13 protein-coding genes, 3 pseudogenes and 1 riboswitch are annotated in these 15253 nt (G+C 33.1%); of the genes and pseudogenes, 10 read left to right on the top strand and 6 right to left on the bottom strand.

All coding sequences use genetic code 11. The features are described from left to right. Positions 1 to 10 precede the first annotated feature (10 nt). From ABLV90_RS02415 to ABLV90_RS02405, 3 genes are all read right to left on the bottom strand, one after another. Positions 11 to 193 (bottom strand): hypothetical protein, encoded by a 183-nt coding sequence (locus ABLV90_RS02415; protein WP_460872068.1) that lies wholly within the window; start codon positions 191 to 193, stop codon positions 11 to 13. Positions 194 to 518: 325 nt separating this feature from the next. Then, complete coding sequence (locus tag ABLV90_RS02410; RefSeq protein ID WP_460872067.1) at positions 519 to 830, bottom strand: hypothetical protein; 312 nt, start codon at positions 828 to 830, stop codon at positions 519 to 521. Further along, entirely contained in the window at positions 796 to 1230 is a 435-nt protein-coding gene (locus ABLV90_RS02405; protein WP_411775825.1) for a helix-turn-helix domain-containing protein, read from the bottom strand. The genes ABLV90_RS02410 and ABLV90_RS02405 overlap by 35 nt, the downstream gene beginning before the upstream one ends. Before the next feature lie 268 nt (positions 1231 to 1498). On the opposite strand from ABLV90_RS02405, the gene ABLV90_RS02400 reads away from it, so the two are divergent. The 4 genes from ABLV90_RS02400 (at position 1499) to ABLV90_RS02385 (ending at position 5376) form a co-directional block, all read left to right on the top strand. Beyond that, positions 1499 to 2440 carry a fumarylacetoacetate hydrolase family protein gene (locus ABLV90_RS02400; RefSeq protein ID WP_427708331.1) on the top strand — a complete coding sequence of 314 codons (942 nt, stop codon included), beginning with the start codon at positions 1499 to 1501 and terminating at the stop codon, positions 2438 to 2440. Positions 2441 to 2460: 20 nt separating this feature from the next. After that, on the top strand, positions 2461 to 2949 hold the full coding sequence (locus ABLV90_RS02395; protein WP_427706145.1) for a DinB family protein: 489 nt from the start codon (positions 2461 to 2463) through the stop codon (positions 2947 to 2949). Positions 2950 to 2977: 28 nt separating this feature from the next. Then, positions 2978 to 4090, top strand: a complete 1113-nt coding sequence (locus tag ABLV90_RS02390) for a cupin domain-containing protein (protein ID WP_427706147.1) — start codon at positions 2978 to 2980, stop codon at positions 4088 to 4090. 143 nt (positions 4091 to 4233) lie between these two features. After that, positions 4234 to 5376: an FAD-dependent monooxygenase gene (locus ABLV90_RS02385; RefSeq protein WP_460872065.1), complete on the top strand. Its 1143-nt coding sequence runs from the start codon at positions 4234 to 4236 to the stop codon at positions 5374 to 5376. 82 nt (positions 5377 to 5458) lie between these two features. Here ABLV90_RS02385 and ABLV90_RS02380 read toward each other — a convergent pair whose 3' ends face one another. Continuing rightward, positions 5459 to 6001 carry a thioesterase family protein gene (locus ABLV90_RS02380; protein WP_427706150.1) on the bottom strand — a complete coding sequence of 181 codons (543 nt, stop codon included), beginning with the start codon at positions 5999 to 6001 and terminating at the stop codon, positions 5459 to 5461. 64 nt (positions 6002 to 6065) lie between these two features. Next, positions 6066 to 6278, bottom strand: coding sequence for a hypothetical protein (locus ABLV90_RS02375; RefSeq protein WP_460872064.1), 213 nt, complete (start codon positions 6276 to 6278; stop codon positions 6066 to 6068). Between the two features lie 328 nt (positions 6279 to 6606). On the opposite strand from ABLV90_RS02375, the gene ABLV90_RS02370 reads away from it, so the two are divergent. The 3 genes and pseudogenes from ABLV90_RS02370 to ABLV90_RS02360 all read left to right on the top strand — a co-directional run bounded on the left by ABLV90_RS02370 (position 6607) and on the right by ABLV90_RS02360 (position 9558). Next, positions 6607 to 7587 (top strand): tripartite tricarboxylate transporter substrate binding protein, encoded by a 981-nt coding sequence (locus tag ABLV90_RS02370; RefSeq protein WP_460872063.1) that lies wholly within the window; start codon positions 6607 to 6609, stop codon positions 7585 to 7587. Positions 7588 to 7599: 12 nt separating this feature from the next. Continuing rightward, on the top strand, positions 7600 to 8043 hold the full coding sequence (locus tag ABLV90_RS02365) for a tripartite tricarboxylate transporter TctB family protein (protein ID WP_069817837.1): 444 nt from the start codon (positions 7600 to 7602) through the stop codon (positions 8041 to 8043). 14 nt (positions 8044 to 8057) lie between these two features. Next, positions 8058 to 9558: pseudogene (locus ABLV90_RS02360) on the top strand (tripartite tricarboxylate transporter permease). A gap of 291 nt (positions 9559 to 9849) precedes the next feature. Here ABLV90_RS02360 and panE read toward each other — a convergent pair. Further along, positions 9850 to 10768 (bottom strand): annotated as a pseudogene (panE, locus tag ABLV90_RS02355) (2-dehydropantoate 2-reductase). A gap of 307 nt (positions 10769 to 11075) precedes the next feature. Beyond that, positions 11076 to 11180: riboswitch (SAM riboswitch) on the top strand. Between the two features lie 92 nt (positions 11181 to 11272). On the opposite strand from panE, the pseudogene ABLV90_RS02350 reads away from it, so the two are divergent. The 3 genes and pseudogenes from ABLV90_RS02350 to ABLV90_RS02340 all read left to right on the top strand — a co-directional run bounded on the left by ABLV90_RS02350 (position 11273) and on the right by ABLV90_RS02340 (position 15177). Further along, positions 11273 to 12092 (top strand): annotated as a pseudogene (locus ABLV90_RS02350) (MetQ/NlpA family ABC transporter substrate-binding protein). 84 nt (positions 12093 to 12176) lie between these two features. Next, the gene (locus ABLV90_RS02345; RefSeq protein WP_427708155.1) at positions 12177 to 13109 is read left to right on the top strand and encodes a lactate/malate family dehydrogenase; all 933 of its coding nucleotides are present in this window, start codon (positions 12177 to 12179) and stop codon (positions 13107 to 13109) included. Between the two features lie 202 nt (positions 13110 to 13311). Beyond that, the gene (locus tag ABLV90_RS02340) at positions 13312 to 15177 is read left to right on the top strand and encodes a BglG family transcription antiterminator (protein WP_460872062.1); all 1866 of its coding nucleotides are present in this window, start codon (positions 13312 to 13314) and stop codon (positions 15175 to 15177) included. Positions 15178 to 15253 lie beyond the last annotated feature (76 nt).

The following is a 15253-nucleotide window of genomic DNA, read 5'->3' as shown; positions in this document are numbered from 1 at the left end:
CCATAGCTACTTAAAGTACCGCTTCAATTTCGGAGAGCCCCCAATCCTCAATTAACATAGGTACTGCTGTCCCGTACAAAACTAAATCATAGCCGTCGAAAATAATAAGAAAAAAGCTCCAAAAAATTAATTTGAAATGAAATTTGTTGAACTTACTTTTATTAACTACTTTGGTTGTATTGATTTCCCCCATAAATATACCCTCCATGAAATTAAACACTAATAATAAAATATAATAATAAAACAGTATATTTATCATATTAGTGTCCTTTGTTCTTTAGTGGTGATTATATAGGTGTTTTTTTACAATTACAATGAAAAATGTGAAAATTAAGAATATTTAACTGTTATGGAGTGGTAATTCAAACTGTTAGAAAACTAAGTAGAAAAGGGGTGAGTAGCGAAATCAATATGACATTTAAAGCTTAAAAAAATCACCCATTAAAATAATTTAATGGGTGATTATATATTCAATTATTAGACTAAGCTACAGAAAATAATTTAAATTATCTTGAATATTAAAGGTGTAATCCTAATAATTTAGAAATTTCTTTTTGTTTTTCTAATAAATAATATGTATCTGGTGAGTCTACCGAATCTGGTAAATTGTCTTTTACTCCTATAACAGAAATGATTCCTTCTAATTCTTTATTAAATGTAAACACAGGGAAAGAAACAGAAGAAATTGCAGGGATCAACGGTTCTTCAGCAAAAGCAATTTGTTGATTGTGAATTTTATTTAATTCTTCATCTTCGTACTCTTTTTGAGTTTCATCAAAAAAGGTTGCAAATATTTTACCGGAAGAAGATTTCGGGGAGTACTGTACCAATTTGTGCACCAATATTTAAAATACCTTCTGCATGCCAAATTTTTGTAACGACTGGGCCTCGTCTAGTGATTACTGAATACAGCACTGTATTATTATTGTGACGGCCAATTTCTTGTAAGTATGGTGTCACAATAGCTAGAGAGTCTAAATTACCCATTGCCGACATACCCAGTTGTATGAGTTGGTTCCCTAAATGATATTCACCTGTAGCCGGATTACGATAGACTAATTCATTATTAGCTAAAGTATTCATATACTTATATAAGTTACTTTTCGTAATAGAAGTAATTTGTTGAATCTCACTAAATTTCATAGGAGATTTAGATTTCTGTAAAACATTCAATATTTTAATACCTGTATCTAAAGATTGGATATAGTCTTTACTCTTTTTATCCGCCATTTATTACTCACGCTCCTTCATGCAACCAAATTATAGCACAATATTCTACCACTATACATTTCCTAAATTTTAGTTTGAAATAATAACTTTTTATACTAATAGAAATGAATTACTACGAAAAGGAAGATTGACAATTTTCTGACAATTAATTATAATTGTTTACAAATGGTGAACTCATTATCACATGAGTGGAAAATCATTAGAAAAAATAAGTTTTTATTGATAAAGAAAACTTAAATTTTAAAACAAAGGGAGATATTTTATGTAACTGATTACTTTTAAAACAAATGGTTATTCTAGGTTAGGTACATTAACAGAAAAAAATGAAGTAGTAGATTTAAACTACGCATTTCAAGCTTTATTACAAAGCAAGGAGAAATATCGTAGTGAAACGATTGCTGAAGCATATGTTCCATCTGATGCGAAGGGGTTCATTGAAGGTGGAGAAGAAAGTTTAAACTATGCTAAAGAAGCAATCGAGTTTGCACAAGCTAAACCAGATGTATTAAATCATCAATTAATTTATAAAAAAGAAGACGTGAAAATAGAGGCGCCTATTCAAAATCCAGGAAAAATGTTTTGCGTAGGACATAATTATGAAGAACACATTAAAGAAATGGGTCGTGACTTACCTGAAAATCCAGTAGTATTTGCTAAATTTGATAATACAATTGTTGGTCCAGAAGACGATATTGTTCATTATCCTATCTCAGATAAATTAGATTATGAAGCAGAACTTGCTTTTGTAATAGGTAAAGAAGCAAAAAACGTACCTGAAGCAGACGCACTTAATTATGTAGCAGGATACACAATCGTTAACGATGTGACTTATCGTGATATTCAACAAAGAACATTACAATGGCTACAAGGAAAAACAGTAGATGGCACAGCGCCAATGGGGCCATGGATTATGACTTCTGATGAATTACAAGATCCAGACGGATTAGAGTTGGTACTCACTTTAAATGGTGAAGAAATGCAACGTTCAAATACATCTAATCATGTATTCACAGTTCAAAAATTAGTTGCTTTCTTATCTGGATTAGCAACATTGAAACCAGGAGATATCGTTTTAACAGGTACACCAGGTGGCGTAGGTTCAGCACGTGATCCACAAGTATTTATGAAAGATGGCGATGTCGTAAAAATAGAAATCGATAAAATAGGTGCTTTAGAAAATAAAGTAGTTGCAGAAAATAAACAAAAATAAATTTGAAGGAGGCATATAAAATGTCGAAAATAGAAACGTATATCGAATCAATTCAAAGTACTTTAGATAATATTTTAGAAGTAGTAGATGGTTTGCCAGAAGAAACGATACGTTGGAATCCAACAGAAGATGAATGGTCTATTTTACAAATTTTAAATCATGTTAAAGAAGCGACTTCATATTGGTTAAGCGAAACTGAAACAGTATTATCAGAACCAGGTTCAAAATGGGGAAGAGGTTTGAAAGATGAAGCTAGATTAGAAGCAGTGTCTAACCCAGAAGCATTAAATGTTGAAAATGTTATACAATCAATTTCAAATTTGAAAGACGAAGTAAATGAAAGACTTTCAAAAATTGACGAAAGCCGTTTAACAGAAGAAAATCCACATCGAAATTTCGAAAAATTTGGTAATAAACCTGTTTCATTTATTATTGAACATTTTATTGACGAGCATATTGAAAAGCATCTTGGACAAATTAAAAGAAATTTAAGTAAAGTAACTGAATAAAATCATATTATAAAGGGGAGATTTTTTTATGGCAGATAAAGGAAGTTTCTTACAAGACAATGACGTAAAAGATTTCACACGAGATATTCAACAATATAATTTAGGACCACTTTGGGAAGCAATTCCTGAAGTAATGAATAAGACACCACAATCACAGGCACAGGCTTATTTATGGAGTGGGGAATTGTTGAAGAAGAAATTATCAGAGGCAGCGGAAATATTTACGCCTGACAGAGGTGGCGAGCGTCGTGCTATCTATTTTCAAAACCCAGGTTTAACTTATCGTCAACCATGGGGACATGTATCAACAACTCAGACGCTTTATGCGGCAGTGCAATTATTACAACCAGGAGAAGAAGCTCCTTCACATCGACATACGCAAAGTGCACTCAGATTTATAACTGAAGGAGAAGGCGCATATACAATTGTTCAAGGTGAACGTATATTTATGGAAGAAGGGGATTTTTTAACAACGCCTAAAAATTTATGGCATGGTCATGGTCATTTAGGTGATGAACCAATGATATGGATGGATGCGTTAGATATTCCTACTATTTATAATCTAGGTGGTACTTTCTTTGAACCATACGAAGATGGATTGCAACAACCTGATGTTCCAGATAACTTCTCTGAAAAAAGATATCGAGGTGGAATGGTACGTCCAATTGGTGATGACAAATTTGATGTAGCACCACTGGCTAACTATAAATGGGATCGTACTGTAGATGCAATCAACGGTCTTATGAACTTTGAACCTGATCCATATGATGGATTTACAGTTGAATATATTAATCCGTCAACAGGAAAATCTGCTAACCCAACGGTCGGCTCTAGAATGACACATTTACCTAAAGGCCATCATACAAAAGCACATAGACATACACACTCAGTTATATATTGTGTGCATAGAGGATCTGGTTATACCGTTATTAATGGTATGAAATTTAATTGGAAAAAAGGGGATTACTTTGTAGTTCCAAACTGGAATTGGCATGAACATGTAGCAAGTGAAGATTCATATTTATTCTCAGTTAATGATATTCCAATTATGGATCGCTTTGAGTTAGAAAGAGGAAATAGTTTAGAAGAAAACAAGGGGCATCAAAAAATAATTAGCGAATTTACAGACGATTTTCGTTAATAACATTACATGATATAAAATAACTTAATCATAATAATTTTTTAAAGTTGATTTTTAAAACAAGGGGGTAAACATCATGAGTAATGAAAATAAAAAAATGATCATTATTGGCGGCGGTATTGGAGGTTTAGCAACAGCTTTGGGTGCTTGCTCAGAATGGAAATGATGTTAAAGTTTTAGAAAAGGCACCAGAAATCAAAGAAATTGGCGCGGGTATTCAACTTGCGGCGAATGGTACAAATGTATTACAAAAATTAGGCGTAATGGATAAGATTAATGAAGTAGCTGTTTTTCCAAAACGGTTAGTATTAATGAACGCATTTACGGGTGAAGAATTATCTGCGCTAGATATCGATTCAAACTATCGTGAGAGATATGGTGCACCTTATATCGTACTTCATCGTTCTGATTTGCATCGTATTTTATTAGAAGCATGTGAAGAACATCCTGGTATTGAATTATATACAAATCAATACATCAAAAACATAGAAACAAAAAACAACGGAGATGTAAAAGTTACAGCTAAAAATGGTGATAGCCATGAAGCAAATGCTGTTATCGGCGCAGATGGTTTATGGTCTACTACACGCGGTTATTTAATTGATGACGAACCTATTTGTTCAGGATATGTTGCATATAGAGGTGCAATTCCAATGGAAGAAGTTACTAATATTGGTAATCTGGACGACGTCTATATGTGGATTGGTCCTGATATGCATGTTGTACAATATCCAGTACGTAAAGGTGAACTTTATAACCAAGTTGTTGTATTTAAAAGTAAAAACTATCAACCAGGTAATGAACTCGCAGATGACTGGGGTACACCAGAAGAAATGGATGAAGTATTCTCAGGAACATGTGATAAAGTGCAAACTGCAGTTTCCTATATTTCAAGACAAAAAAGATGGCCAATGTTTGATCGCAAGCCAATTGATAAATGGTCAGAAGGCAACTTCACATTGATGGGCGACGCGGCGCACCCAATGCTACAGTATCTTGCTCAAGGCGCATGCCAAGCTTTAGAAGATGCATCATTCATGGCTGATATGTTAGAAAAACATGAAACAAATTATGAACAAGCATTTAAAGAATTTGAAGAAGAGCGTAAACCACGCACCACATTTGTACAAGAAAATGCACGTGTATGGGGCGAAATCATACATGGTAAAAATAAAGTGAATAATCTATTAAGAAACGCAATTTTGAAAGCGCGTACAGAACATGATTATCAATATGTAGATCAATATCATGGTGGGCATTTTCAAAATGAAGAAGTAAGTCATTAAAATATTTCATAAATTGAGCTATAAAGCATCTATGTCGTAGATGCTTTATAGCTTTTTTTAATTCTTATGAAATTTAAGATAGTTATTCTTTATAATAAACAAATTGGCTCGTCGTCGCGAGTAAAATTCCATCATAGCTCCATATTTCTCCAGTTTGATCAAAGAAGCCATCATAGAATTTTAGCGCACGCGTATGACCTAAGACTTCTCGATCGCCATGTGTTTTAAGTGTTTCTGAATCAGCATGAAAATAAATGGTAAGTGAAACTGTTCCAATCGGTACCATTTTTTCACGACGCACCCAAATACGTGGAAAGAAAGCATCACATATTGAAGTAAGTGAGAGAAAATCGAGGTTTCTCTTTGGATTGTCTTGTATCCATTGAAGCGTCGTTGAATCATGAGCATTGTTAGATTGTGTTTGTGATAACGCGAGTGGTGCCCCTTTAATAATTCGTATATCATAATTCTGTAACCAAGGTGGTGCGCCCTCTATAGAAGGAAGTGCAACTTTTTCAGCAGCTGGTACATTAGGGAAAGCTATCTCGGTAGTAGACCAAGTATCTCGTCGTTGAGCAGTAACAGCCGTTCCAGTAATGACAGTTTTATCATTTTGAGAAAGCACAATATACCAATGCTGAGTGGATCTATTTGTTCGAGTTGGTGTTGCTATAATATTAAAATCGCCATCAGCTACAGGTGCTGCGTAGTTGATAGTTAATGATGCTTGGTTCTCCTAATCGTTCTGGATGTTCTAAGACGGCACGAAGTAACGTAGATGCAATAACACCACCAAACGGCCCAATCATATTGGCATACTTTTCGGACGTATGGCCACTATAAACACCTGGCGTTTCTTCAGTTAGTTGTGTAGCTTTATCAAATGGATGATTCTGTCCCATAGTAAATCCCTCCAAAATTATGCGTTTAATCCTTATTAATACATATTTGATTAAAATAGAATTTTAAAGAAAGCATTATACTTAATATATCCTGTTTCTACTGTGATTAAGCATTTATTTTAACTACTAGATAAAGTATTATAACGAAGATTATTGATTCCCTTTTTAAATAATACTTAGCACTTTTATTAATATTTTAATATAACTTTTAAAATGTTAACTTTCAAATAAGAAAAACATAAAAAGCATAAATTAATGTTTTAATAGACTGAATTATCTGATAATATAAAGTTAGTTTGTAAACGCTTTCAACAAAAGGGGGATTAGGATGAAAAGATGGGGGATTTTAATTGTCATTTTTTCAATTGTGCTAGCAAGTTGTGGCAAAGATAATAATTCGAATGCGTCAAATAAGGAATTTCCCAATGAAACGGTAGAAATTGTTGCACCGGCTTCTCCAGGAGGCGGGTGGGATACAACAGCTCGTGCCATTCAAAAAATTATGATTGATGAAAACTTAACCAAGCAAAATGTCAATGTTATTAATAAACCTGGAGGTGGTGGAGAGGTAGGTTGGCAATATTTAAAATCACGGTCACCGAACACCATATCTATTAATTCTAGTTTATTATTATCTAATAATGAATTAGGGCTAAGTGATTTAAGTACAGATGATTTCACTCCTATTGCTATTTTAGCAACTGAATGGATTAGTTTAACAGCATCTAATCAATCTAATTTAAGCTCTGGTAAAGAAGTGATGGAAAAACTAAAAGAAGATCCAGAATCCTTAACTATAGGTGTTGCACCAGGTTTAGGAAACAATGATCATTTAGCATTTGTTCAAGCGACAAAAGAACAAGGTGTTGATGTAGAAAAAATAGATTTCCTTGTGTATAAGAGTGGAGGAGATTTACAAACGGCTTTATTAGGTGGTCACGTAGATGTTGCATCTACTGCAGTCTCTGAAGTTAAAGAACAACACCAAACTGGGAAATTAAAAATGTTGGCAGTCACTGCGGATAAACCAGTTGAAGGTATTGAAGAAGTGCCTACTTGGGAAGAACAAGGTGTTGATGTCGTATTTCCACATTGGCGTGGGGTCATGGGACCGAAAGATATGACACCACAACAACGTGAATATTGGGATACTACAATGAAAAAAGTAGTTGAATCTGACAGATGGCAAGAAATAAGAAAAAACAATGATTGGGAAAACTTTTACAAAGATAGCGAAGAAAGTGAAGCGTTCTTAAAAGAACAACGCAAGAAATATAAAAAATTAGTCGAAGATTCAGGTCTGAAATAAGGGGGAGTATAAATGTCACGACTTGTCTTTCCAGTATTATTAATATTATTTGGTGTAGTTTATTTAGTATTAACAATTAATATACCAAAATCAAACATTGGAGACCCTAATAGTCCGATGTATTTTCCAATGTTAGTTGGTTTATTACTTCTTATAATGAGCATTGTTTATTTTTATCAAGAGTTTAAAAAACGTCACGAAGAATTCACAGCTTTTTCACAATTACTAGAAAGAAAAACATTTATACGTATCGTTTTAACAATTATCTTAACAGTGATATACGCTTTAATATTCGAACGTCTTGGTTTTTTAATTTCAACAATTATATTCTTAGGTGCGATTATGTTCTTAATTAATGGATATAAAAGATGGTTACAAAATATTTTAGTTACGGTGATTTTTTCTGGCATTGCATGGTACACATTCGCACAATTATTGAATGTCAGTTTACCTTAAGGAGGGTGATTTAAATGGGGATTGATGCAGGTAGTTTTTTAGAAGGATTATCAACTGCGTTTCATCCGATGAACCTTTTATGGGTACTTATCGGTGGTTTTCTAGGTACAGTGGTAGGTATGTTACCTGGATTAGGACCTGCGACTGCGGTTGCAGTACTGATACCTGTGACATTCGGTATGGAACCAGTAAGTGCACTGATTTTGATGGTTTCAATTTATTATGGCGCCATGTACGGTGGCTCGAGAAGTTCGATTTTATTAAATACGCCAGGTGATGGTTCAGCGATTGCGGCTACATTTGATGGTTACCCGATGACCAAAAATGGAGAGGTCGGTAAAGCACTAACTATCTCAGCTATAGCTTCATTAATAGGTGGTATTACTGCAGTGTTTGGTTTTATCATTTTAGCTAAGCCATTGTCTGCCTTCGCTTTAAAATTTGGTCCACAAGAATATTTTTTACTATTCTTATTTACACTTTCAGCTATTGTAACTTTATCATCTGGAAAGATGGTTAAGGGGTTTATTGCCACGAGTATCGGTTTAATCGTTAGTACAGTAGGTGTTGATTTACAAACAAGTATTTATCGTTTCACTTTTGACATACCTCATCTAAGTGAAGGTATCAACTTCTTAGTAGTTATCATTGGTGTATATGCAGTAGCAGAAGTGTTATATAATTATTTACATTTAGATGCATTGAAACCACCTAAAGCTGATGTAGGATCAATGAAATTATCAAAAGAAGATTGGAAACGAACAAGAGGTGCTATGTTTCGACAAAGCCCTATTGGATTTCTAATAGGTGTTTTACCAGGAGCCGGTGGCTCTATTGCGGCAATGTTAAGCTATTCAACCGAAAAACAAATTTCTAAAAATGGTAAGAATTTTGGGAAAGGTCAAATAGAAGGTGTAGTTGCGCCAGAAGCTTCTAATAATGTCAGCATCAGTAGGTGCTTTAATACCATTATTAACGATGGGCGTTCCAGGCTCAGGGACAACAGCTGTGATTTTAGGTGCGGTAGTTATGCTAGGCTTACAACCAGGGCCTTTATTATTTGCAAACGAACCTGAAACGATATGGACACTCGTTAATAGCATGTTTATCGGTAATATATTTTTAGTGATTTTAAACATTGCTTTAATAGGATTGTTATTAAAGATATTACGTACACCGCCAAAAGTTTTATATCCACTTATTTTGGTGCTAGCGTTTATCGGTACATATACATTAGGTTATAGTATAACTGATTTCTATATTTTAATTATTTTCGGTATTATTGGATTAGTTATGAAATTATTAGATTTTCCACTTGCACCTTTGATTTTGGCGGCAATTATAGGTTCAGATATGGAACAGAATTTCCGTAAAAGCTTAATAGTTAGTAATAACAATGTAGGAGATATATTTTTGGGATCCCCAATTAGTATCGTTTTATCATTGATGACTATTTTAGCGTTGTTCTATCCGCTGATTATAAATGGTTTCAAAAAATTAATGATAAAAAAATAACATAATGAAACTTTTCAATATGTTTTATTATGAATACTTTCAAAACATAAATAAACCAAGTGCTTTTATAGCACTTGGTTTATTTTTTATAGGTATTTTTCCTTGAGACAATCTTTCTTTAATAATAAAATTATTTTTGTTTAAATAAAGTCAGTGATTTGTGCCGACTCCGGCGGGAAAAGCACTAGCCGAAGACTACAGGCTGAGGTGTGCCCGCGGAAAGCGTGCACAAAAAAATGCCAACAAAACAATAGATTTTGTCGACACTCTGAAATCAATAATAAATAGTTATTATTGAAGCATTTCTTTATATACTTTTTGGTTTTGATAAACAGTAGTTAGTAGAGGCGCATCTATTTGGTATGATGCTCGCCAAATGTAACAAATAACCTTGTAAATGATCTGCTTCAATATTTAATCCTTTTTCCATATCTCGTTGCATAGAAGTCTTGAAGTGATAAGATAATTTCGGCAGTGATTTCATATATTGATCGACGATATTATCCGAAATGGGCGCATTATGTGCACGCATAATTGAAGCGGCTTCGTTGTATAGTGACTCAATAAAATCTACGCCTCCCACGCTATCACGAATTGGTCCAATTGGCGCATGCATGAGTGTAGTAAGACTTGATAGTACAGTGATCATTAAATATTTATGCCACATACCTTGCTGGATATTTGAACTTAAAATAAATTCAGCCTTAGTATTTGAAAAAGCTTGAGCAATTTGTTCAGCACGTTCACTTTGGTCGCCATTCAATTCACCAAAAAAGAGTTTGTCAAAAGGACTTGTATGAACGATTTCACCTACGGGGTTTATCGTCGTTTCAATGACACAATAGCCACCCATGACTTTATTGTCGCCAAAAGTTGACTGTAACTTCGGTAGATGTGCGATTCCATTAAGTAATGGAATAATCACCGTATTGCCATTAACAAATGGTGTTAAATCTTCAAGGGCATGTTCTAAATGATAAGACTTAGAAGACAAGAGTACTACATCAAATGGTTTCACGCGGTCTTTTCTTGTAATAAGTTGAGGGTTAAAATGATAGTCACCTTTTTCGCTATGAATAGATAGACCATTTCGTTCTAGATATGCTTTTCTTTTTGAACGTACTAGAAATGTAACGTTTTGACCACCTTCAGCTAGGCGACCACCAAAGTAACCACCGATACCACCTGCTCCTAAGACTAAAATTCTCATTATTATGCAACTCCTCATGTTATGTATTGTTTCTATCTCGTTAATGTATATATACCACTTCATAAAATTATTACGCATACTTTTATATATATTTTATATTATTATTGTAGATGTATATATTAAATTAAGGTATTATTCTTTCTTTAAACTCCTCAAATTATAAAGTTATTTATCAGAATGATTATTGTTTCACATGGAACGAAAGTGAAAATATTTATGAAAGCAAATGATTTAGAATTTTCTAAAAACTCATTGACTAATCATGATCGCGATGCTAGGATTAAAACAATCAATTGCATATGATTTACTCTTATCTAGAGTGGTGGAGGGATGTGCCCTATGAAGCCCAGCAACCGTCGTTTTTGAAATGGTGCTAATTCACAGAAAGTAATTTTACTTTCAAAGATGAGAGAAGGTGGATACTTTCTCTTGAAAATGAAGAGAAAGTATTTTTTTATACATAGCTTTAGTCGTAAAGTAAAACAAATTATAAGGAGAGATTTGATGAAAAGGGTTATAAGTTTAGTTTCATTATTAGTATTAGTAGTTATATTGGCAGCATGCGGAAATTCAAAGGGCGAAGGTGAAGATAAAAAAATCACGATAGCAACATCTCCAAGCACCACATGGCGAAGTGCTTAAACATGCTAAAAAAGCAATGAAAGAAGAAGGTTATGATTTAGAAATTAAGACGGTGAATGACTATAAAGTACCTAATAAATTATTGGATAAAGGCGATGTAGATGCAAACTTTTTCCAACATGTACCTTATCTAAAAGCTGAAAAAGAAGATCATAACTATAATATTGAAGAAGTAGGAAAAGTCTTAACTACGCCAATGGGTGTTTATAGTAAAAAATATAAAGATATTAAAGATATCCCTAAAGGATCAACGATTTATGTATCGAACAACCCTGCTGAAGAAGGACGCTTCTTATCATTTTTTGTTGATAAAGGCTTAATTAAAATTAAAAAAGGTGTAAATATTGAAGATGCAAAATTTGAGGATATTGTAGAAAATAAAAAAGATTTAAAATTTAATAACAAACAAGGCGCTGAATTTCTACCTAAAACATATAACAGTAAAGAAGGCGCGGCAGTTATTATGAATTCTAACTATGCTATCGATAACGGTCTAACACCACATAAAGATTCGATTGCAGTTGAGGATAAATCATCACCATTTGCAAATATAGTTGCCGTTCAAAAAGGACATAAAGATGATAAAAAATATCAAACGTTAATTAAAATACTACAATCAAAAGATACACAAGACTTTATTAAAAAAGAATACGGTCAAGATGTCATTCCATATGAAAAATAAGATATAACACAATGCGTTTGTTACATTTTATATAGTAGTTAAAAGTATCATATATTAATATTCTATAGATAAGGTAGGGATAAAATGTCCAAAATAGGAATCATTGGACTTGGTAAAGTAGGAAGCCAAGTACTCACAGACGTCCAAAATTTAAATTTATTCTCAGATATTGTATTAATTGATACAGATACAGAAAGAGCAAGTGGTGAAGCACTGGATCATTTGCACACGCAAGGTTTACCGAATTCAACACACATCAATATTCGAGAAAGTAGTTATGAAGATTTAGCTGATGCATCATTCATTGTGATTACAGCGAGTGTGCCAACAGATCCTAATGAGGGCGATCGTGTATTGCTTGCGAAAGGTAACCGAATTATGATTGAGGAAGTCATGAAACAAATTAATCAAGTGACACAAGATGCGATTGTTATTTTAGTTTCCAATCCAGTAGATACAATTACTTATATGAGCAATGCATCTCAATATCCTTCTCATAAAATAATGGGTACTGGAACAGCTTTGGAAACATCTCGCTTTAAAACATTGATTGCGAAATATTACCAAGTTGACCCTAAGAATGTTGAAGCATTTGTGATTGGAGAACATGGACAACATGCAGTGCCGGCATGGAGTAAAGTTAGAATTTATGGCATGACATTAGATGAATTTGAACAATTGACGCATACGTCACCAATCGATAAAACACGTATAACTTCAGAAATTGATCAGGTATCTATGGATGTGTTTTATAAAAAAGGATGGACAAATGTAGCGATATCGAAAGTAGTTAATTATTTAATACAAGCAATTGCATTAAACCAACAGACCATCATGCCGTTAACTTCAATAAGTAATGAATATGGTTTGAATGAGAGTGCCTTTAGTCTACCTACATTAGTGGCACGTGAGGGTATTAAACAGAGGTTTGAAATTCAACTCAGCCAAACAGAAATTGAACAGCTTAAAGTGGCACATCAATATATACAACAAACAATTAGTAAAGTAACAAACTAATAATTGAGAGATAGTAACGAATGATAATTTCAGTTGCTATCTCTTTTTTATTTAAAACAATAATTTACAGCAGAAATTAATGCAACGTTATGCAAACAGTGAACTCCTTGCTTATATAATGAGTTATAGCTACAATGTATTTGATATTATAGGAAGCGCTTACTAATAAGGCGTGTAATAATGTGGAAAGTGCGGTGCGGCTATGCAAGAAAGACATGCTAAACTTATTCGTTTAATATTAAATAATAACAATGATTATTTAAGTGCAAACGAAATAGCGAACTACTTGAATGTTTCCAACAGAACTGTACGAAGTGATATTAAGTATATTAATAGCGAGTTAGTGGAAGAACTTATTGTTAGTGTAAAAGGTAGAGGATATAAAATGAACCGTACCTTATATAGTGTGGAACAATTGACAGAAATCGTTACAGCATTTACGAATAAAGAAAGTGAAATACTGTTGAAATTAGGCTATCAGTTGCTAATGCATCAACAACCTATGACCATTGATCAATTGGAAAACGACTTTGATTTAACAAAATCAGAAGTAAATGACTATTTAAATAGAATACAATCATGGTGTACATCATTTGATATTAGTGTAAACATTACTAAGAAAAAAGGTATCACAGTTAATGGTAACGAAATGAATATAAGAAATGCGATTCTGCATTTAAATCAGCTCTCGACAAAAGACCAGACCGTAGAGCAATTCATTCTAAATGAAATACCGGAAGCACATATTCAAATGATATTTCAAATTATTAAAAGTAACTTAAGTGATTACCAAATACAAACTTCCGATATTCGAATTCGACAATTGCTTATACATCTTATTATTATATTTAAAAGAAACAATGACGATGATGCTTCGTGGGTTATAGATGAAGAATCACAAATTATAGCCCAACATTGTATAGACGAAATAAATCAAAAATTAGCATATGGGTTAAGTGATGAAACTGCAAAATTGTTTTCATTTTTTATTAGTTACTATTTTAATAAATACGATTTAGGCTTAGAAAAAGTGTTCGTTAAAAGTTACATCGATAGAATGATATATCAAATGGAAAAAAGTGTAGGAGTGAATTTCACCCAAGATAAAGCATTGCGAGACAATGTTTATTCACATTTTAGTAGAACCTATTTACGCATTGCTAAAAATGTCTACATTAACAATCCATTAACGGAAGATATTAAAAAACATTATCCTTTTGTTTTTAACACCTTATATGAAACTGTAAATCATCTGTCTAAAGACGCAAAAATAAATCTAGTAGAAGATGAAATTGCATTTTTAGCATTACATTTTCAATCATCCATAGATCGTAATGAGAAAAATCGTTTTAATATCGTAATTACTTGCTATTATGGTTTGGGTATTTCAAGTTTATTGGAAGCTAAGATAGCAAATTTAGATGATAGGATATACGTGATAGATACATTGAAGTTAGAAGATGTGTCACAGTATGATTTTTCAGGTGTCGATGCTTTAATTACGACACACTTTGTAGATAAATCTCAGGTGCCAGATACATTGCAAGTAATGGAAGTTTCGCCACTATTTTCCAACGAAGATGCTAATAAAATTCAATCCTTTATACGCCATAAGCAAAATCCTGTGTTAAATCAGGATGAATTAGCGACCATTCAATTTGATGTACACTCAGACAAACAAGAGCTAACAGAAGCATCCTATGTATTTGAACAGGCGCAAATTATTTTCAGAGACAACCAATCAGTTACCGAAAAATATATTCAAAGTGCTTTAGAAAGAGAAAAATTTTCTTCTACTTTTATAGGAAAGGGTATTAGTATTCCCCATGGCGACCCTGAAAAGGTGCTGAAATCACACGTGGTAATTTTTAAAAATATGCAGGGTTTTGGTCGGAAACAAAATAGGGCGAAATTAGTCTTTTTCTTAGCAATAGCAGAACAAGATATTCCAACCATGAAAAAAATCATTCATACGATAGCTAATTTAACTGAAAATGATGTAGATCAGTTGCTAGTGCTTGAAGATCAAATTTTAAAAGATAAAGTAATTCAGTTAGTGAAAGAATAATTGCCACTACCAACGGCAATTATTCTTTTTTATATGCTTATGAATGCGTTTACAATTATAAGTAAGGAGGATGAAC

This window comes from Staphylococcus sp. 2S1, from assembly GCF_046721335.1.
Lineage (GTDB): Bacteria > Bacillota > Bacilli > Staphylococcales > Staphylococcaceae > Staphylococcus > Staphylococcus equorum_A.
This window is presented reverse-complemented; position numbering and strand designations above follow the sequence as displayed.